Source organism: Aquimarina sp. AU119, assembly GCF_900312735.1.
GTDB classification, from domain to species: Bacteria; Bacteroidota; Bacteroidia; order Flavobacteriales; family Flavobacteriaceae; genus Aquimarina; species Aquimarina algiphila.
Genome location: NZ_OMPF01000007.1, coordinates 129,133 through 150,181 on the forward strand (window position 1 = coordinate 129,133; position 21,049 = coordinate 150,181).

The following is a 21,049-nucleotide window of genomic DNA, read 5'->3' on the forward strand; positions in this document are numbered from 1 at the left end:
TCATGAAAAATAACACGTCAAAAAGACAACAAACACACACATATTAAATCTTTTCCTCATTTCTAAGCGAGGATTCCTAAACAAAACGGGGATTTCCCTCAATAGTCATTTTATATAATACTATTAACTATTTTATTAGTGGTCAAATCAGTACAACGATGATTTTTAATTTATATCAACAAAATTGTTATGGCTCATTTCAAATACGTAGCTTTATAATGTTATTTACAAATTATAAGACGTTACCAAACACAATGGCATAACACTTGTTTACGTTTGTTTAACAGCCTAAAACCATTATGATGCAAAAACATATCATCCTTATTATACTATGTATATTAAACCTATATACTATGAATAGTCAAAATGATTATCAAAATGATTGGAAAAAAGTAAAAGCTTTTGATCAACAAGGACTACCAAAATCTGCGGTAGAATTAGTAGAAGCAATATATAGTAATGCAAAAAAAGAAAATAATGATAATCAGGTCATAAAGGCTTTAATTCATAAGGCAAAATACATGCTTACTCTTGAAGAAAATGCGCAGCTTACTATTATTAAGGATTTAAAAAATGAAATTAGTCAGAGTGTATTTCCTAAACAAAATATCTTAGAAAGTATCCTTGCTAACTTATACTGGCAATATTTTCAACAAAATAGATGGAAATTTTACAACAGAACTCAAACTTCTGAAAAAGTCGATGAAGAAGATTTCAGGACCTGGGATTTAGAAACTTTATTCGCAGAAGTGCATACATATTATCAAAAATCTCTTCAGAATGGAGTATTAGCACAACAAACAGAACTAAAGAAATTTGATGAAATTTTAAGCACCTCATCTGGCTCAAAAAAATACAGACCCACGCTTTATGATTTTTTAACGCATAATGCTTTAGATTTTTACAAAACTTCTGAAACCAATATTACAAAACCGGCATATGCCTTTGCAATAGACGATAAAAAATATTTACAAGAACACACTACTTTTTCATCTTTAAAAATAGAAACCAAAGACTCTTTATCATTGCAGTTTAATGCTTTGAAATTGTTTCAAAATTTAATTCAATTTCATAAAAAAGATACAACACCTGAGGCGCTTGTCGAAGTAAACATTGAGCGTATTAATTTTATATATCAAAATGCCGTTTTTAATGATAAAGAAGCTATTCTTCTGGAGTCTCTGAAATCAGAAAAAACATTTTTCTCTTCTCACGAAGCTTCTGCTTTATATGATCATGAAATTGCAAATCTTTATAAAGAACAAGCCTCATCTTATATTCCAAAAGAAAATGAAACACATCGTTGGAAATTAAAAGAAGCTATCGATTTATGCGATGCTGTAAGCAAAAAATTCCCAGACTCAAGAGCTGCTAATAAATGTAAATCATTAAAGAGTCAAATTCTTCAATATCAGATTGATATTAAGACAGAAAAATATATTCCAATTCAGACTTCAGGTCGATTATTAATTACATATAAGAATTTAGACAAACTTTATTTTAAAGCTTTAAAAATTACTCCAAAACAGCTTAAAAACTTAAATGATTTATATCAAACAGAAGATCAAATAAAATTCTTAAGCGCATTAAAAGTTAGTAAAACATGGGAATCTGAAATATGTAACGAGTATGATTACCAAAGTCATACTACAGAGGTTTTATTACCAGAATTAGATCAAGGTTCATACTTAATTCTAGGTACTATTACAAAAGAGCTTTCTAAAGAAAGTATGTTTTCTTTTGGCTCGACTCAGATTACTAATTTAGCATTAATAGAAAATAGAACTCCACAAAAATCAATATTTCAGGTTTTAGATCGTAATAACGGGGCTCCAATCCCTAATGCAAAAATACATTTCAAAACAGATAACCAGAGAGGATATGGTAACAAGCTCGACAAAACTTTAGTAACCGATGAAAAAGGTCAAGCTTATCTAACATTAAACACCTACTATTATGATGTTAACATTACCGTATCGTATGAAAATGATAAAGCCCGATTTGAAGGGTATTACCTAAATCAAGGATATAACCCTAATCGTAATAATGAAAATATTAGCTCTACCTTTCTATTTACTGATCGTAGTATTTATAGACCTGGACAGACGGTATATTTTAAAGGGATTATGATGTCCTCTTCGGGTAAGGAAGACTTTAGCGTGCAGTCAAATCAAACCACTTTCGTAACTCTTAGAGATGTAAATAATCAAGAAGTAAAAACCCTAACTCTAAAAACAAATGATTACGGTTCTTTTAATGGAGAATTCATACTTCCTTCCTCAGGATTAACAGGTAATTATACTATTCAGACGAATAATTACCATAGTACTTCTTTCTCGGTCGAAGAATATAAACGCCCTAAATTTGAGACTAAATTTAATCCTGTTACCAAGACTTATAAAGTAAATGATTCTATCACACTTACCGGAGTAGCAACAGCTTATGCAGGAAGCTCAATTACTGATGCCAAAGTAGTATATCGTGTACATCGTAAGGTGCAATACCCTAGTTGGTGCTATTGGTACCCAAGATACTCAACACAATCACAAGAAATCACACACGGCGAAACCAAAACAAATGAAAAAGGAGAATATACGATTGATTTTGCTGCAATTCCTGATCTAAATGTATCCAAGGAAAACCTTCCTATCTTTAATTATGAAGTAACTGCAGATGTTATCGATATCAATGGAGAAACAAGAAGTTCCTCTACGATAGTTAATGTCGGTTATCATGCATTGACCGCTGCTGTAACTATTCAAAATAAAATTGACAAAACTGAAAAAGATCATAAATTCACAGTAACCACTTTAAACTTAAATAATGAACCAATTGCGGCAAAAGGAACGATCAAAGTTTTTAAACTAAAAGCTCCTTCTACACCCATACGTATTCGCCCCTGGAAATCTCCAGATTATGAAGGGTTTAAAGAAGAAGAGTTCAAAAAACTGTTTCCGCATGATGCATTTAAGAATGAACATGATTATAGACAATGGCAAAAAGGAAAAGTTGTATTAGAAAAAACATTTAATACTTCTAAGGCAGAAAAGAATGAAAAAGGAACACAACAACTTGATCTTGGTACCATCAAAAAATGGGAATCAGGTAAATACGCTGTAGAATTAAATACTAAAGATCGATTCGGACAAGAAGTAAAAGACATACAATATATTACTTTATATGACCAAGGAGATAAAAGTATTAGTGATCAGCAATTGTTTGAGATCACTACCAACAAAGCTTCATACAAAACTGGAGATGAAGCTATTGTAAAATTAAGCTCTGCCTCAAAAGATATAACCATTACAGTAGATATTGAAAAAAATTATCAAATTATCGAGACCAGACTTATCAAACTTTCTAACGGAAGTAAAACCATCAAGATTCCTATTGAAAAAGAAGATCTTGGAGGGTTCTCTGTAAGTTATAGTTACCTAAACTATAATGGTTATCAAAGTGGAGCAATCACAATTGCTGTGCCTTATGAAGCAACAGAACTTAGTATAGAAACTAAAACATTTAGAGATAAGTTACTTCCTGGTCAACAAGAGACATGGAGTTTTACTATAAAAGGACCTCAAGGAGATAAAGTAAGTGCCGAACTATTAGCAAGTATGTACGATGCATCTTTAGATCAATTTAGACCACATCAATGGTATTTCAACCCGATAAACAGACCAATATACAGAACGCAATCGAGAAGACTGGCCACAAAGGGTTTTGAAATAGAAAGTTTTAGAATAGAGAACCAAAGTAGTAACTACTTCTATTCTAGAACTCAGGGATATGACCAGCTTAACTGGTATGGCTTATATTTTGGACAACAACATTATTTTAGAAGTAGAAACAAAATGATGAAATCTGCTTCTGCCCCATCACCGATGGCCTCCATGTCCAAAAAAGAAGGAATGGCCGATGAAATTGTAGCTGAAGAAGCTGAACTCAACTCAATTGAGAATGATGATAAAGCTCTTGGGGGACTCGCACGTGAACAAAAAGAGGATTCTGTGGATGCAAAAGAAGATAAAAAAGAGCCTTCTCTGGAAGGAGTAAAGATTAGAAAAAACCTTCAGGAAACTGCTTTTTTCTTTCCAAACTTGACTACAGATGCCGAAGGTAATGTAAGTTTCAATTTTACTGCTCCAGAAGCATTAACCAAATGGAAACTACAATTATTAGCACATACCAAAGAACTCAATGCAACTACAACAACTCTGGAAGCTGTAACTCAAAAAGAATTGATGATTCTTCCTAATCCTCCAAGATTTTTGAGAGAAGGGGATAAAATTGTTTTGAGCTCTAAGATATCTAATCTAGCAACAAAAGACCTTAGCGGTGTTGTCGAATTACAATTATTCGATGCAATGACCGATACTGCAATAGATACAGAATTACAAAACAATAATGTTCGACAAGACTTTAATGTAAAAACAAAAGGAAATACCAATGTATCCTGGGAATTACAAATTCCGGATAATATACAAACAGTACAATACAAAATTATTGCTAAAGCAGGAGATTTCTCTGATGGAGAACAAAATGTATTACCTGTCTTAACTAATCGCATGCTAGTTACAGAAACACTGCCTATGTGGATTCGTTCTGATCAAACCAAAACATTCACATTAAATAAATTAAAGGATAATACTTCTAGCACATTAAAACATCATAAGCTCACATTGGAGATGACTTCTAATCCTGCATGGTATGCTGTACAGGCATTACCATATTTGATGGAATATCCTTATGAATGTTCAGAACAAACCTTTTCTAGGTATTATGCAAATACGCTGGCAAGTCACATTGCCAACTCTAACCCAAGGATTCAGGAAGTATTTAATCAATGGAAATCGACTGATGCATTATTAAGTAACTTAGAAAAAAACCAGGAATTAAAATCTCTTATGATCCAAGAGACTCCCTGGTTACGTGATGCACAAAGTGAAACAGAGCAAAAGAAGAGAATTGCATTACTGTTTGACCTTAATAAAATGAATAATGAGTTACAATCTGCTCTTAATAAATTAAAGCAATCTCAATATCCTTCTGGAGGTTTCCCTTGGTTTAAAGGAGGTCGAGAAAATCGATATATCACTCAACATATTGCCTCTGGTTTTGGACATTTAAAGAAGCTTGGCATCAAGCAATTTAATGGAGATACAAATAACATGCTACAAAATGCAGTTCGTTTTCTTGATCAAGAATTTGTTAGAGAATATGAAGAGCTTAAACGCTATTGTAAAAGGAATAAAATTGATATCAACAAAAATCACTTGAGCTACACGCAAATTCATTACCTATATATGCGAAGTTTCTTCCCCGATATTAAAAGAGCCAAAAATACTAATGAGGCTTGGACTTACTATCTGGGACAATCAGAAAAATACTGGCTAAGTCAGGGACTATATGCAAAAGGAATGCTTGCTCTTATATTACATCGTAATGACAAAAGCAATAGCGCTACTAAAATTATCCGATCTCTGGATGAGACAAGTGTTTCTAGTGAAGAATTAGGAATGTATTGGAAATCAAACACCAATAGTTGGTATTGGTATCAAGCACCTATTGAAACACAATCTCTTATGATTGAAGTCTTTGCCGAAGTCGAAACAGAACCAAAACGAACGAAAATCATTGATAATCTAAAAATATGGTTACTTAAGAATAAACAAACTAATCGATGGAAAACCACTAAAGCTACTTCTGAAGCTGTATATGCACTGTTACTCCAAGGAAGCGATTGGTTATCTGTTACCGATATGGTAGATATTGTCTTAGGTGATCAAAAAATCGATCCTTCTACTTTAGAAGACGTAAAAGTAGAAGCTGGAACCGGTTATTTTAAGACTTCGTGGAATGGAAATGAAATACAACCGAATATGGCTACGGCCAAAATCTCTAAAAAAGGGAAAGGTATTGCCTGGGGAGCTTTATACTGGCAATATTTTGAGAATCTAGATAAAATCACTCCCGCTAAAACTCCATTATCTTTAAAGAAAAAATTGTTTGTTAAGCAGAATACTGATAAAGGAGAAGAGATTACAGAAATTACTTCTAAAACCAAATTAGAATTAGGTGATTTGGTTCGGGTACGAATTGAATTGAGATCTGATCGCACTATGGAATTTGTACATATGAAAGACATGAGAGCTTCTGGTTTAGAACCCATTAATGTGATTTCACAATATAAATGGCAAGATGGTCTTGGGTATTACGAAAGTACTAAAGATGCCTCGACTAACTTTTTCTTTGACTATTTACCTAAAGGAGTGTATGTTTTTGAATATGACTTAAGAGTAAACAATAAAGGGAATTTTTCTAATGGTATTACCACAATACAAAGCATGTATGCTCCAGAATTCTCTAGTCATTCTGAAGGAGTGAGAGTAAACATTCAATAATGTAAAATTATTTTTTAAGTATTTTTATAGACCTCACAAATTGTGAGGTCTAATTATAGTATACATCCCCTAATATGAAGATCATTAAAAAAGTATTTAAATCTATAGGAGTATTTCTCGCTCTTCCGATGTTATATATTATAATATCATTAATCCTTACCTATATACCTGTAAACAAACAAGAAAACAAGAACAAAATGACACATACTGTATATCTAAACTCTAATGGTATACATCTGGAAATCATTATTGCAAAAAACGATTTAAACAAAACTATCCTAAAGGATCAGGTATACAATTCCCAAACTCGGTATTTCTCATTTGGATGGGGAGATAAAAACTTTTATGTAGAGACTCCTACCTGGGCTGATTTTACTTTTATGAACGGGTTTCAAGCATTGTTCCTTAATAGTCAAGCATTATTACATGTTACTAGATATTCTTCAGTTCAAAAAAATTGGGTGGCAATAAAAATAAATCAAGCACAATTAAAACAAATTAACCTCTATATAAGTGACACATTTCGATTAGATTTTCAAAATAAAAAAGTGCTGTTACCTGGTTTAGGCTACACCAAAAATGACGATTTCTATGAGGCTCTTGGAAACTATACTTGTCTCAACACCTGTAATAGTTGGATAAATACTGGATTAAAACAAAGTAATATGAAAGCTTGTCTATGGACTCCATATGATTTTGGATTAATGGCTATGTATAAAAACAAATAAAACGACCTTGTTTTGAATACAAAGTCGTTTCTTTTTATTTCACTAAACTGACGGGTATTTCCTATTCTTTAGGCATCATGATTGCATCTACCGTATGAATAAATCCATTAGAAGCCTCAACATTAGTAGTGATTAATCTTCCTCCATTACCACTTTCATCTATTAAGTATACCGTGCCTCCTTTTAAAGAAGCAGTAATACGAGATCCTTCAAGAGTTTTTAAAGGAATACTTCCTCCTCCTTCCTGTACCGCTTTAACAATATCTTCTTTTGAAATTACACTAGGAATGATATGATACTTTAATATTGTTGCTAAGCGTTCTTTATTTTCTGGTTTCAACAATTTCTCTGCTGACTTAGGAGGCAATTTGTCAAACGCCATATTTATCGGTGCAAAAATTGTAAATCCTCCATCTTGTGTAAATGTTTCTGTAAGCTCAGCTGTTTTAATAGCTTCTGATAACGTAGAAAACCCTTTATCTACCGATGTAAATTCAATAATAGTAGGCAATGTTTCTTCTACCTCTCCTATTTCCTTTATCTCAGAGATTTTTTGAGCTATTAATTTCCCATTTTCATCTTTTGTTACTTTATATTTCTCAGACTCATTGCATGAAACGGTTAGCACTATTATAGATAAGGCAAAAAAAGGTAATATATTTCTAATTTTCATTATAAAGAGTTTTCAGTTTTAGAGTTTTCTAACGCGACAAGTATAATTTCCTTTGGTAATCTTTGGTTAAATAAATCTTAATAAAATCCTAAATCATTGCTTCTGTTTTTTTAAACCTAAAGGCATTTCGTATCATCATTATGCCATAAATATAGTTGAGATTGCTTAGTTACATATCTAAATTTATTATCTGTAGAGCTTCTTTTAGTATTCGTTTTTATTCTGTAGATATTTAAAATTTCTTAATCAAGATTAATTTTTTAGTCTTGTCATATCCCGAATTTTGTTTTAAATACATAAAATCATATATCATGAAAAAAGACAGAATTAATATTAATAAGGTTAGTCCAAAAGCTTATGAACCAATTTTTGCTTTACATCATAATTTAACAAAGAGTTCATTAACCAATTCAGAATTTCTTTTAATACAAATACGAGGCTCACAGATAAACGGATGTGCATATTGCGTACAAATGCATATCAAAGAAGCCATTGAAAAGGGTGAAAAACAGTATAGAATTCATGCATTACCATTTTGGGAAGAATCTCCATTTTTTACAGAACAAGAAGAAATTATTCTTGCAATGACAGAACAGGTAACTAACATTTCTCTATCAGGATTAAGTGATGAATTATATCAAAAAGCTATCACAACATTTGGAGAAGAAAAAGTCGCTGATATTATAATGGCCATTTGCTGCATCAACGTGTGGAACAGAATAGGCAGAGCTACTTTATTGACTCCTGAACCCTCTCAAAGTTAATTGTAAATATGTAGTACATGAAGATTATTTATATCAAACTCTTTATAAGAGTCAGTATTGCTATAGGATTTTTATCTGCAGTGGCAGATCGCTTTGGAATGTGGCCAAAGGAAAAATCAGCTTGGGGTAATTGGAGCAGTTTTATCGAATACACCAAACTACTTAATCCATGGATTCCGGAAAATTTTATAAATTTTACTGGAATTGTAGCAACTGCTACTGAAATTATATTAGCTATATTTCTGTTAATCGGTTTTAAAACCTCTCTATCCGGAAAATTAAGCGGTTTTTTAATTCTCATTTTTGGAGTAGCAATGACCATTACCACAGGAATTAAAGCTCCTTTGGACTACTCTGTATTCTCTGCAGCAGCAGCCGGTTTTGGATTAAGCTTGATCAACGAAAAGTATCTTGAAATCGATATGTTATTCGATAAAAAAAATAGTGATTAGAGTATTAAAGTTATTTCTAATAAAAAAGGCTGATTCTTTCTTTTCGCAAAGAATCAGCCTATGATATAATATTAAAAAAAACTATTATTCTAAATTCTAAAATAAATATGACTCACTAACCATAAATAAGAACACTCAACTCATAACAAGATTAAGTATTTAACATTTGCCATAATTTATCCTTTAATTCCTGTAATCCTTGTTGAGCAACTGAAGAAATGAACAAGTAAGAAATATTAAGTTGTTCATCAAGTTCAGCTTTTAACTCTTCTTGTAACTCTTCATCAAGCATGTCACATTTAGAAACCACTAAAAGCCGTTCTTTATCTAATAAGTCGGGATTATAACGCCTTAATTCATCTAATAGAATTTCGTATTGTTTTTTGATGTCTTGAGCATCAGCAGGAACCAGAAACAATAAAGTAGAATTACGCTCAATGTGACGCAAAAAACGATGACCAATACCTTTTCCTTCTGCAGCTCCTTCAATAATACCCGGGATATCAGCCATAACAAAGGTTTGAAAATCACGATACTCTACAATACCCAAATTTGGTTTTAAGGTAGTAAACTCGTAATCCGCAATCTTAGGTTTCGCTGATGTGATTACCGACAACAATGTAGATTTCCCCGCATTAGGAAACCCTACCAAACCTACATCTGCCAATATCTTAAGTTCTAAGGTGATATTATGTTCTTGGCCTTCTATTCCTGGTTGAGCATAACGAGGAGTTTGATTTGTTGGGCTTTTAAAATGCCAGTTTCCTCGGCCTCCCATGCCTCCTTCAGCGGCTATGTATTCTTGGCCATTTACAGTAATTTCATGAATAACATTCTGGGTCTCGGTATCCCGTATTACGGTTCCTAGAGGTACATCCACATAAATATCTTCTCCATCAGCTCCTGTACTTCTACTTTTACTACCATGACCTCCATGCTCGGCTCTTAAGTGACGTTTAAATTTAAGATGATGTAATGTCCACATATTAGAATTACCACGTAAAATAATATGTCCTCCACGTCCTCCATCTCCACCATCAGGTCCTCCTTTGGTAATATACTTTTCACGGTGTAAGTGCACAGAACCTTTACCTCCGTTTCCGGAAGTCAAATGCAACTTTACATAATCTACAAAATTTCCTTCTGTCATAATTCTCTTTTCTCGTTTGTTCGGTATTTACAGTATATAGCCCGAAAAGGTAAAATTTAACTTTCCATCTATAGTAATTGTAGTTCTCTTAAACTCTGGACTACAAATTATCGATAGTTTCGCTTAAGCGAATAGTAATTTCATTTACGGCACCTACTCCATTAACTCCAAAATATTTATTTTCTTTCTGGTAGTAGTTTTTTAAAATTGCGGTCTCATCATAATATACTTTAATACGATTACGAATCACTCCTTCATCAGCATCATCTGGACGCCCTGATGTTTTTCCTCTTTCTAACAATCGTTGCACTAATACCTCATCATCGACTTCAAGGGCTACCATAGCACTCACTTCAGAACCTTTTGATGCTAATAATGACGCTAATGACTCTGCTTGAGCTTCAGTTCTGGGAAAGCCATCAAAAATAAAACCTTGAGCATCAGTATTTTTATCAACTTCGGCATTAAGCATATCAATAGTTACTTCATCTGGTACAAGTTGCCCTTTATCTATATAAGATTTGGCCAACGTACCTAGTTCTGTAGCATTTTTTATGTTATATCTAAAAACATCTCCGGTAGAAATATGCACCAGATTGTATTTCTCTTTTAAAACTTCTGCTTGTGTTCCTTTTCCTGCTCCTGGAGGGCCAAATAACACCAAATTTGTCATGTTTCTTGATTTTAGTTGATAAACTTCAGTGAGATTACGACCTAATCCATTATAATCTAATCCATATCCCACAATAAATTTGTTTGGGATTTCAATCCCTATATAATCTATAGTATTTTCTTTATGATAAGCCTCGGGTTTAAAAAACAAAGTAGCTATTTTAAGAGTAGCACAACCTTTATCTTTTAACAATGTAGTCAATACCTCTACCGTATTACCTGTATCTACAATATCTTCCAGAATGACAACCGTTCGACCTGACACATCTTCATTTAACCCAATTAATTCGTTAACTTGATGTGTAGTTTTGGTACCATCATAAGATGCCAATTTTACAAAACTAATTTCGCAATTAGAATTAAATCGCTTCAAAACCTCTGAAGCAAACATAAAAGCACCATTCAACACTGCTATAAACAAAGGGTTTTGATCTTTTAAATCTTCGTTTAATCCTATAGCCACTTTATCTATTGCAACTGCAATTTCATCCTCGCTAATAAAGGGAACAAACTCTAAGTCGTGCAGTTTTATCATGCTTTTCTGTAATTACCCTTACTTATTTTTTGATTTAAAGGCGCAAAGATAGTAATTACAAATAAGACTTATAATAGTTTAGCTATTGCATTTACCTTACAATATTATGGTTATTCCTTTTGAAAAAATTATTTTTGTCATTTTAAAGCAAATTTGAAACCCTACAATGACAAATTTTTTCTCATCGAACTTTAAGCTAGGAATATTAGGAGGCGGTCAACTAGGCAAAATGATGTTATATGAAACTCGAAAGTATGACATTAGAACTCATGTTCTTGATCCCAATCTTGATGCCCCTTGCAAAATAGCGTGTGATCATTTTCAACAAGGTAATTTAATGGATTATGAAACCGTCTATAACTTCGGAAAAAAAGTAGACATCTTAACATTTGAAATTGAAACCGTAAACTTACAAGCTTTAGTTCAACTTGAAAAAGAAGGGAAGAAAGTATATCCCAGTGCTAAAACATTAGAAAAAATACAAAATAAAGGCAGGCAAAAACTTTTTTATCAGGAACATAAAATCCCTACAGCTGCTTTTACCAGGTTTTCTAATAAAGCCCATCTTACTGAAGGAATCACCAGCAATAAAATCAAACTTCCCTTTGTATGGAAAAGTACGCAAGGTGGATATGATGGCAAAGGAGTTACAGTGGTAAAATATGGAGCAGACCTGGTAAAGTTACCTGACACAGAATGTATTGCTGAAAGTCTAATTGATTTCAAAAATGAATTAGCAGTAATTGTTGTTCGTAATGTAAGTGGCGAAATTAAAACTTATCCTGTGGTAGAAATGGAATTTCATCCAGAAGCTAATCAAGTCGAATATGTAATATGTCCTGCTAGAATAGAAGAAAAAATTGCCAGAAAAGCTGTTGAAATTGCAGAAAAAGTATCTCAGGCATTTGAACACGTAGGTGTTTTAGCTGTAGAAATGTTTCAAACCCAAGACGACCAGATTCTTGTTAATGAAGTTGCTCCCAGACCTCATAATAGTGGGCATTACAGTATAGAAGCAAGCTATACAAATCAATTTGAACAACACATAAGAGCAATCCTGAATTTACCTCTTGGAGCCACTGAAAGTAAAGTAGCTGGTATTATGGTAAATTTGGTAGGTGCCGAAGGCTATACAGGCGATGTAGTATACCAAAACATAGAGGATATCATGAAAATGAAAGGGGTGACACCACATATTTATGGTAAGAAACAAACACGCCCTTTCAGAAAAATGGGGCACGTCACTATTGTTCATCAAGACATTGATAAAGCAAGAGAAATTGCCCAAAAAGTAAAAAATACAATCAAAGTGATTAGTAACACATAATAACTTTAGGGAAATCTATTTTATCTCTAAACATAAATTGGCTTATCAAAATTAAATAATAAAGACAACAACATTAATACATATCATAATGAGCAAGGTGGGAATTATAATGGGTAGTACAAGTGACATGCCTGTAATGGAAAAAGCTATAGAAATATTACAAGGTTTTGACATTGAAGTCGAAGTAGATATCGTTTCGGCACATCGTACCCCAGAAAAACTTTTTGACTACGGCAAAAATGCACATAACCGTGGTATTAAAGTTATTATTGCTGGTGCAGGTGGCGCAGCTCACCTTCCTGGCATGGTAGCATCATTATCTCCTTTACCTGTTATAGGTGTTCCCGTTAAATCACGTAACTCTATAGACGGTTGGGATTCTGTATTATCAATTTTACAAATGCCAGGTGGAGTTCCTGTTGCTACGGTAGCATTGGATGGAGCTCTAAATGCAGGTATCTTGGCTGCTCAGATCATAGGGACAGGTGACACATGTGTTCTGGATAAGGTTTTAGTATATAAAGAAGGATTAAAACAGAAGGTAATCGAAGGAGCGAAGCAAATAAAGAAATAAAAAAAAGAGCCACTTTTCAGTGGCTCTCTTGAATATCAGGTCTCACAAAAGAATATAACAATATTTATTAACCAACTTAAATATATTACACAAAAAAATTCATTGTAAGACCATTACTCTTAAAACCTACAACAAAGGTAAAACCTTACTTTAATTACACAATAAAAGTAGTCATAAAATTTATACAATTTTCGACGAATTGCATTTTTTGTCGACGAATTGCATTTTTTGTCGTTTTTAGAACACTTTTTTGATCGAAAAAACAGACACAATCATAAAATTTCTTTAAAAAAACCTCCTTTTTGGCTCAAAATAGAAAGAAAGAGCTGCAAAAATTGCAGCCCTTTCGATATATTTGGTCTTCGTATTAAAACAATTATTAATATTCATACCCCAAATAAAAATAACATTCCATTTTAATACTTGACCATACTAATAAACCTGATCAAATCTATTAGTATAAAAATTAGTTTGGTTTAAAATCGATATAACTAAGAGACGTTCTTCGACAAAAGGTCATTTTTTTCGATATAAGAACATAAATAATTAACAACAAAAGAAATTATCAATATAACAATGAAAAATCCATTATTAAACTCGTTTGATGCAGCGCCATTTTCAGAAGTAAAATCATCACACTTTTTACCAGCTATCAAAAACGGTATTAATATCGCAAAAAAAGAAGTTGATGCCATAGTTTCTAATACAGAAAAGCCATCTTTTTCCAATACTATAGAAGCCCTTGATTATTCTGGAGAATTATTAGATAGGGTTACCAGTGTGTTTTTTAACTTAAATAGTGCTGAAACAAATGAGGAAATTCAGAAAATAGCACAAGAAGCATCTCCTTTACTTTCTGAGTTTAGTAATGATATTGCACTTAACCTTGATTTATTTAAAAAAATTGAAGTTGTTTATCAACAGAAAGATATATTACAACTCACTCCCGAACAATCTAGATTACTTGAAAAGAGGTATAAATCATTTTCAAGAAATGGAGCTAATCTTCCTGATCAAAAGAAAGAAAAGCTTAGAGAAATTGATAAAGAACTTTCTACAATAAGTTTAAAGTTTGGTGAAAATATACTTGCTGAGACTAACAAATTTGAAATGCTACTCACTAATGAGTCTGATTTAGCTGGCTTGCCTGAAGGAGCTAAAGAAGCTGCTAAAGCAATGGCAGAAGCAAAAGGCAAAGATGGCTGGTTAGTGACTCTTGATTATCCCAGCTATATTCCTTTTATAACCTACGCCGATAATCGTGAACTACGCAAAAAACTAGCTCTTGCTTTTGGTGCAAAAGGATTCCATAATGATGAGCTTGATAATCAGGAAATTGTTTTAAAAATTGTTAAGTTTAGACATGAGCGGGCTCAACTTCTTGGGTATTCTTCTCATGCAGAATATGTTCTGGAAGAAAGAATGGCAGAAACTCCTGATACTGTTTTTTCTTTTCTAAACGAAATTTTAGATAAAGCAAAACCAGCAGCAAAAAGAGAATTTAGTCAACTCGAATCATTTGCTAAAGATCTTGATGGAATTGATCAATTGCAAAAATGGGACGGCGCATATTATTCTGAAAAATTGAAACAAAAACTTTTTGATCTTGATGATGAAAAATTGAAACCATATTTCAAACTAGAAAATGTAATTGATGGTGTCTTTACAATAGCATCTAAATTATTTGGACTCCAATTTGAAGAAATCAATACTATAGATAAATATCACGAAGAAGTTAAGACCTATAACGTAACTGATCTAGAAGGCAATTTTATCGCATTATTTTACGCTGACTTTCATCCTAGACCCGGAAAACGAAATGGAGCATGGATGACTTCATATAAATCTCAAATGCGAAAAAATAATGAAAACATAAGACCACATGTTTCTATCGTTTGTAATTTTACAAAACCCACCCCAAGTAAACCTTCATTATTGACATTTAATGAAGTTACTACTTTATTTCATGAGTTTGGTCATGCTTTACATGGTATGTTAGCCAATACAACATATCCGGGATTATCAGGAACTAGTGTATATTGGGATTTTGTAGAACTGCCGAGCCAGGTAATGGAAAATTGGTGCTACGAAAAGGAAGCTCTTGAAATATTCGCCAAACATTATGAAACAGGAGAAGTTATTCCTATGGAACTGGTACAAAAAATCAAAGAATCTGCCACTTTCATGGAAGGAATGACAACACTAAGGCAACTAAGTTTTGGATTATTAGATATGTCATGGCATGCCGGAGATCCAAGTGCTATTAAAAATGTTAAAGAGCATGAGAAAAAGATTTTTGCCGAAACTTCTTTATATCCTAATGTGTCAGAAAACTGTATGAGTACTGCTTTTTCACATATTTTTCAAGGCGGTTATTCTTCTGGGTATTATTCTTATAAATGGGCTGAAGTATTAGATGCTGATGCTTTTGAATATTTTAAAGAAAACGGAATCTTTAATACTGAAATTGCTGGCAAGTTTAAGGAACATGTATTATCAAAGGGAGGAACCGAAAACCCTATGACATTATACAAACGTTTTCGTGGACAGGATCCTAAACCTGAAGCACTTTTAAAACGTGCTGGTTTGATTAAATAAAATCTTATGTCATATCGAGCGTAGTTGAAAAAGTATATTTTACCTCAACTACGCTCCTTATGACTAGTTACATTATTTCTTTATCATTTGTTTAGTATAACTCTTTGCTCCATTAAAAAGTGTCAAAAAATAAATTCCTGAAGAAAACTTAGAGGTATTGATCTGAGTAATTTTGTTCTGAAGCTTCAACTCTTGTAAAATATTACCCTTAATATCCACAACAAGAATACTACCTGATTTCCATAAATCATTATTGACAGTAACCGTGACATATTCCCCATCTACCGGATTGGGAAAAAGCTCAAGTAATGCAGTATCATCTATAAGTTTTGTCGTTGTTGAACTTCTTGCAGATGGTCCACATTCACCAATACGATTCCAACCTGTATTGGTTCTTTCATATAAACTACCCTGATACGTTACTTGATCCCCAGGTTGATAGCTAACAGAGGAGTTATATGGAGCGACCCCGGCACAAATATCTGTATTCCCTCCTCCAGAGGTTTCAGACATCTTTATATCATCAATAACAATATCTCCTTGCCAACTATTACCAGTTAACGCATTAAACCTTAATTGTACTTCACCTCCAGTATATGCATCAAGATTAACTGTTGCTATATTCCAGTTGCTTCCTTGTGACCCTGATTTACTAAAAATACTTGTCCATGTAGTCCCGCTATCAGTACTAGCTTCTACAGATAAACTTCCTACTGCACTACCTAGCATATGATATTGAAAACTTAGCGTAGCTGTTGATAGTCCCGAGAAATCAAAACATGGAGAAGTAAGTATTGCTCTCTTATTAGGAAATCCTGTTCCATTTCCTGAAGCTTCTACATAAATATATGAAGTCCCTTCTATCGCACTGCTTGGTCCTGTTCCATTAGAAGGAGTTCCATTTGAATCTATAGTCCAATTTAAGTTATCTGAAGTTGATTGTGACCAGGCTCCAATAGTACCTTCGAATCCTTGTTGATATGGAAATGCAGTAATATTAGATGTACATTGGCTACCTCCCCCACCTCCTGTGGTTACTCCATTAGATATTTCGATCAGGTATTCTAAAGCTAACTTTGCAAATTTAGCCGCATGTGTTGCATTAGGTGTGGGAGATCTATCAAACGTATCTCGTGTTGTATGGATATTTGGATTACTCTCGTTAAATGTCGCTTCAAATGGAAAAGTTACATCGTACCCTTGCTGTGCCCAACTATAATGATCAGAACAGCCATAATTACATTGTGATGTACCATAAGTAATTTTATGAGTTCCTGAAGCATTATAATAATTCATTAACTGGATAAGAAAATCATTCAAGGTATCATCATTATATGAATCTGTAGAAACATATACATCATTGGTCGAGCCTTTATAATTAGTCATATCTAATTGCATATAACTTACTACATTTACATTTCGACTTTTATAATCTTCTGCAATTTCTTTGGATCCTCTAAGTCCCACTTCTTCTGCTGCAAAAGCCATAAATTCTACAGTGCGTTTAGGCTTAAAGTCCATTGCAAATAATACTCTGGCTGCCTCTGTAATAGTTGATATCCCAGAAGCATTATCATCAGCTCCCGGAGCATTTGAATTATTATTATTTCTTGCTGTAGAATCAATATGCCCTCCAATGATGACAAATTCACCTGGCTCCTCCGTTCCGGTTATTGTCATTATAACAGATGGCATTGCTGTACTATTATGGTTTACAATGCGTACAGAAACATCGCTTCTTCCTTGCGCGAGACCTTCCCATTTTGTTTTTAAATCCAAAACAGCCTGACGAGCACTATTTGTTGTATGATACCGTGTACCATAATTCTCCAGCTCCTGAATCTGATTAGCAATATTAACATTATTCACCAAATCAAGACTTTGCCGTACCAAAGCATCTTGTGTAATAGAAAAATTGGTGCTCATCTTCTGAACCTCTCTTTTATTAATGTTTTGGATAGATTGAAGTGCAGCCTTTTCTGAGGTCTCATAAATAAACCCGGGACCATGAACTAATACTTTGTGATGTAATTCTTCTGCCGCATTAGGACTAAGCATTACTGCACTATATCCATTAGCAGAATCAATGATTTTAATGTCCTCTGGATGATTAATTTTGAGCCCTTGGGCATCTTTGGTTTGCATTGTAGCAAAAAACATGTTGCTTGCCTCTTGAGCAAAACTATGCATCATAAAAAAGCATAGCAAAAGTGTTGAAATAATTCGATTAAATTTTTTCATTATTATATGAGTTTGTGTTAGACTTATAACTTACACAAAATCAACCTTTAACAAAAATGGTATCCCCGCAAAATAATAACTGTATACACTTAAGCTTAAGTGAATTTTCATTATAAACATAAATATCTTTCAATATTTTTTGAAAGTTTAGAATTTTTCATATATTTGTACTATGAATTATGATGAAGCAAAAAACAAATTTATCTCTACTTGGGGATCTCTAGGATCCTTATGGGGAATTAATAAAGCCATGGCACAAATACACGCCTTACTATTAGTTTCACCAGAACCGATGTCCATGGAAGATATCATGGAAGAATTAAAGATTTCCAGAGGGAATACAAGCATGAATTTACGCCAATTAATGGATTGGGGAATTGTTTTCAAAGAAAACAAAATGGGAGAACGAAAAGAATATTTCACTTCTGAGAAGGATGTACAAGAGTTGGCAAGACAAATTGCTAAAGAAAGAAGTAGAAGAGAATTAAAACCAACCATCAAGATCTTAAAAGATGTTTCGAATATTGATGAAGATGGCACCGCCAAAACAAAAGAATTAATAAAGCAAACCAAAGCATTGCACGAAATGGCAGACACCCTTGACATTATGATGAATAAGGTGGTTGGTCAGGATCATAATTGGATTACAAAAGCATTGGTAAAATTAATTAAATAAAAAATAATATTCTAAAGTAAGAAGGAGGAGACTCCTTTTTATTTTCAACTATACTTTCAGTTTTTTCTGAAACTTTAAAATAATCGAAATATGAAATTCAATATCCCAATCTGGTTAATAGTTATAGGAGGAATCGGCCAAATATTTACCGCATTAATCTACCCTTATATCAGGCATAGAGTGTTTGATTGGTATAATGATGTAAAACAACTAAAACCCCTTAATCAAGAAATAGCAAAAACTTACGGAAGATACATACAGGGGCTTAATTTTTCATTTGGATTAATTGCAATTCTGATCCCATCATACTTAAAAGAACAATCACCCCTTGCAATTGCTTTAACGGGATTAATAGCAGCGTACTGGGTTGGAAAAGTAGCTACTCAAATAGCTTATTATCCCATGTATGAAATCCCGAAAAAGCAAATATTTAAAATTGGCGGATACTTTATGAATGGCCTATTTATTCTTTTTGCCCTGGTATACAGCTTATTAACTATTCACAATTGTATTGGTTTTTTTAATCACAATTAAAACTATGAACCTAAACTTAATCGCATATAGTATTTATTTACTCATAACTTTAATCATTATTATTAAAGTGGGTTCTATCTGTCATCGTAACGGAAATATTTTTATTTCTAATCTTATTCCCGATGATATAGAATATGGTATACGAATCAACAATTTACTTTTAACGGGGTATTATCTATTAAATATTGGATACGCAGTAGTTACTTTATCCAATTGGTCAACTATACTCAATCTACCTCAAATGCTAGAAATTATATCATATCATACCGCCATCATTATATGTGCTTTGGCTTCATTACATTATTTCAATCTGTTTTGGATTACAAAATTTATTAAAACTAGTAAAAAACTATAAATACAACACTTATGGAAACTTCTAAGATTTTTATCGGATATATGATTTATCTACCTATTACAATCATTCTAACCTATTTCGTTTCAAAAACACTATTCAAAAACGGAAAAACATTTATGATTGATATTTTTAAAGGTAAAGAAGATATTGCTTTGGCTACAAATCGATTATTTGAGGTTGGTTTTTATCTCTTAAACATTGGCTGGGCTCTACTAATCCTTAAAATTAATGCGTATCAATTTCAGAATACCTACCAAAACCTAGTCGAGGTTTTAAGCTCTAAAATAGGAGGTTTCTCCATTTATTTGGGCATCATGTTATTCCTTAATCTCTTTTTATTTTTCAGAGGAAGAAAAAAAGCAAATAAAAGAATGGCAATGTCATCTCAGGTATCCAGGCCTCAAGGTCCAGAAGTTCGATTATAAATTAATTAGTTCTAATCAAAGAGTATTTTTTTCACTCTGTTAAATAGCAATGTTATGAGTACACTTACCATATTACATAAACTAAAACTCAAAAGATCCGCTACCAAAGAAAAAATAATCAGGTTTTATGATGAAGCAACCGAGGATTATGAATTCTGGAGTAAAGATTTCAATATGCATTTTGGGTATTATATCCCGTTTAAAACCAGTATTTTCAAAAGAGATACTATGCTCAACGAGATGAATGGGCAGGTATTTGATCGTTTACAAGTTTCAAAACAAAACGCACTAATTGCTGACCTGGGTTGCGGAATCGGCGGGGCTATGCGATATGCACTTAGAAAATATCCTCTACTACGTATCATTGGTGTAACAGTATCTCCTTTTCAGGTTAGTGAAGGAAACAAAAGATTACAGAATATGAACGGATTGATTCTTGAAGAAAACTATACGCATACATCTTTTAAAACTAATAGCGTAAATGGTGCTTATGCTATAGAGAGCTTTTGTCATTCTGGACATAGTGCAGCAGCTTTCAAAGAAGCATATCGAATATTAAAACCAGGTGCTAAACTCGTTATTGCAGATGCATTCTTAAAAAAAAATGAAGAAGACTTATGTGTCGGAAGCAACTATTGTTATGAACAACTTTGTAAAGGATGGAGTCTAGAAGGCTTAGGAAGTATGGATAAAATAAAGCTTACTTTAGAACAGATTGGTTTCAAGAATATAGTTATAGAAGATGTTTCTGCAAGAGTAGCTCCCTCTGTACTTCATGTACCTTTTGCTATCACTGGTTTTATGTTAAAAAAACTTTTTAGAAAAGAATCATTAAAACCACAAAGCTGGAAAAACCTTAAAGGATCTTTATTTGCATTACTCTCTGGCTTGCATATGAGAAGTTTTGGGTATTACATAATCACAGCAGAAAAATAAAATTAGAA

The 21,049-nt window shown here is 32.9% G+C and carries 16 protein-coding genes; 12 read left to right on the top strand and 4 right to left on the bottom strand.

The genetic code is table 11. The features are described from left to right. Positions 1–353: 353 nt before the first annotated feature. Complete coding sequence (locus DK442_RS07305; protein ID WP_235010919.1) at positions 354–6,401, top strand: alpha-2-macroglobulin; 6,048 nt, start codon at positions 354–356, stop codon at positions 6,399–6,401. A 74-nt stretch (positions 6,402–6,475) separates the two neighbouring features. Beyond that, positions 6,476–7,129 (top strand): DUF2459 domain-containing protein, encoded by a 654-nt coding sequence (locus tag DK442_RS07310; protein WP_109435200.1) that lies wholly within the window; start codon positions 6,476–6,478, stop codon positions 7,127–7,129. 61 nt (positions 7,130–7,190) lie between these two features. Here the strand turns inward: DK442_RS07310 and DK442_RS07315 are convergent, their stop codons facing one another. Further along, the gene (locus tag DK442_RS07315) at positions 7,191–7,802 is read right to left on the bottom strand and encodes a fasciclin domain-containing protein (protein ID WP_109435201.1); all 612 of its coding nucleotides are present in this window, start codon (positions 7,800–7,802) and stop codon (positions 7,191–7,193) included. A 311-nt stretch (positions 7,803–8,113) separates the two neighbouring features. On the opposite strand from DK442_RS07315, the gene DK442_RS07320 reads away from it, so the two are divergent. Together DK442_RS07320 and DK442_RS07325 are read left to right on the top strand one after the other, a co-directional pair. Then, on the top strand, positions 8,114–8,566 hold the full coding sequence (locus DK442_RS07320; protein WP_109435202.1) for a carboxymuconolactone decarboxylase family protein: 453 nt from the start codon (positions 8,114–8,116) through the stop codon (positions 8,564–8,566). A 17-nt stretch (positions 8,567–8,583) separates the two neighbouring features. Continuing rightward, a complete protein-coding gene (locus tag DK442_RS07325) occupies positions 8,584–9,018 on the top strand; it encodes a DoxX family protein (protein ID WP_109435203.1) in 435 nt (144 codons plus the stop codon). A gap of 151 nt (positions 9,019–9,169) precedes the next feature. On the opposite strand, the gene obgE is transcribed toward DK442_RS07325, so the two are convergent. Both obgE and DK442_RS07335 read right to left on the bottom strand, forming a co-directional pair. Next, a complete protein-coding gene (obgE, locus tag DK442_RS07330) occupies positions 9,170–10,168 on the bottom strand; it encodes a GTPase ObgE (RefSeq protein ID WP_109435204.1) in 999 nt (332 codons plus the stop codon). Positions 10,169–10,268: 100 nt separating this feature from the next. Further along, on the bottom strand, positions 10,269–11,375 hold the full coding sequence (locus DK442_RS07335) for an adenylate kinase (protein WP_109435205.1): 1,107 nt from the start codon (positions 11,373–11,375) through the stop codon (positions 10,269–10,271). 166 nt (positions 11,376–11,541) lie between these two features. Between DK442_RS07335 and DK442_RS07340 the strand changes: the two genes are divergently transcribed. The 3 genes from DK442_RS07340 (at position 11,542) to DK442_RS07350 (ending at position 15,874) form a co-directional block, all read left to right on the top strand. Beyond that, positions 11,542–12,702, top strand: coding sequence for a 5-(carboxyamino)imidazole ribonucleotide synthase (locus tag DK442_RS07340; RefSeq protein ID WP_109435206.1), 1,161 nt, complete (start codon positions 11,542–11,544; stop codon positions 12,700–12,702). An 88-nt stretch (positions 12,703–12,790) separates the two neighbouring features. Continuing rightward, positions 12,791–13,276, top strand: a complete 486-nt coding sequence (gene purE / locus DK442_RS07345) for a 5-(carboxyamino)imidazole ribonucleotide mutase (RefSeq protein WP_109435207.1) — start codon at positions 12,791–12,793, stop codon at positions 13,274–13,276. A 576-nt stretch (positions 13,277–13,852) separates the two neighbouring features. Then, positions 13,853–15,874, top strand: coding sequence for a M3 family metallopeptidase (locus tag DK442_RS07350; RefSeq protein ID WP_109435208.1), 2,022 nt, complete (start codon positions 13,853–13,855; stop codon positions 15,872–15,874). A 72-nt stretch (positions 15,875–15,946) separates the two neighbouring features. Here DK442_RS07350 and DK442_RS07355 read toward each other — a convergent pair whose 3' ends face one another. Further along, positions 15,947–18,115 (bottom strand): M20/M25/M40 family metallo-hydrolase, encoded by a 2,169-nt coding sequence (locus DK442_RS07355; protein WP_109435209.1) that lies wholly within the window; start codon positions 18,113–18,115, stop codon positions 15,947–15,949. A 172-nt stretch (positions 18,116–18,287) separates the two neighbouring features. Here DK442_RS07355 and DK442_RS07360 point away from each other — a divergent pair, with 172 nt between their 5' ends. From DK442_RS07360 to DK442_RS07380, 5 genes are all read left to right on the top strand, one after another. Beyond that, positions 18,288–18,791 (top strand): GbsR/MarR family transcriptional regulator, encoded by a 504-nt coding sequence (locus DK442_RS07360; protein WP_109435210.1) that lies wholly within the window; start codon positions 18,288–18,290, stop codon positions 18,789–18,791. A gap of 90 nt (positions 18,792–18,881) precedes the next feature. Next, positions 18,882–19,325 carry a hypothetical protein gene (locus DK442_RS07365; protein WP_109435211.1) on the top strand — a complete coding sequence of 148 codons (444 nt, stop codon included), beginning with the start codon at positions 18,882–18,884 and terminating at the stop codon, positions 19,323–19,325. Between the two features lie 4 nt (positions 19,326–19,329). Further along, on the top strand, positions 19,330–19,680 hold the full coding sequence (locus tag DK442_RS07370; protein ID WP_109435212.1) for a hypothetical protein: 351 nt from the start codon (positions 19,330–19,332) through the stop codon (positions 19,678–19,680). Positions 19,681–19,691: 11 nt separating this feature from the next. Continuing rightward, positions 19,692–20,105, top strand: a complete 414-nt coding sequence (locus tag DK442_RS07375) for a hypothetical protein (protein WP_109435213.1) — start codon at positions 19,692–19,694, stop codon at positions 20,103–20,105. 54 nt (positions 20,106–20,159) lie between these two features. Continuing rightward, complete coding sequence (locus tag DK442_RS07380; protein WP_109435214.1) at positions 20,160–21,041, top strand: methyltransferase domain-containing protein; 882 nt, start codon at positions 20,160–20,162, stop codon at positions 21,039–21,041. Positions 21,042–21,049 lie beyond the last annotated feature (8 nt).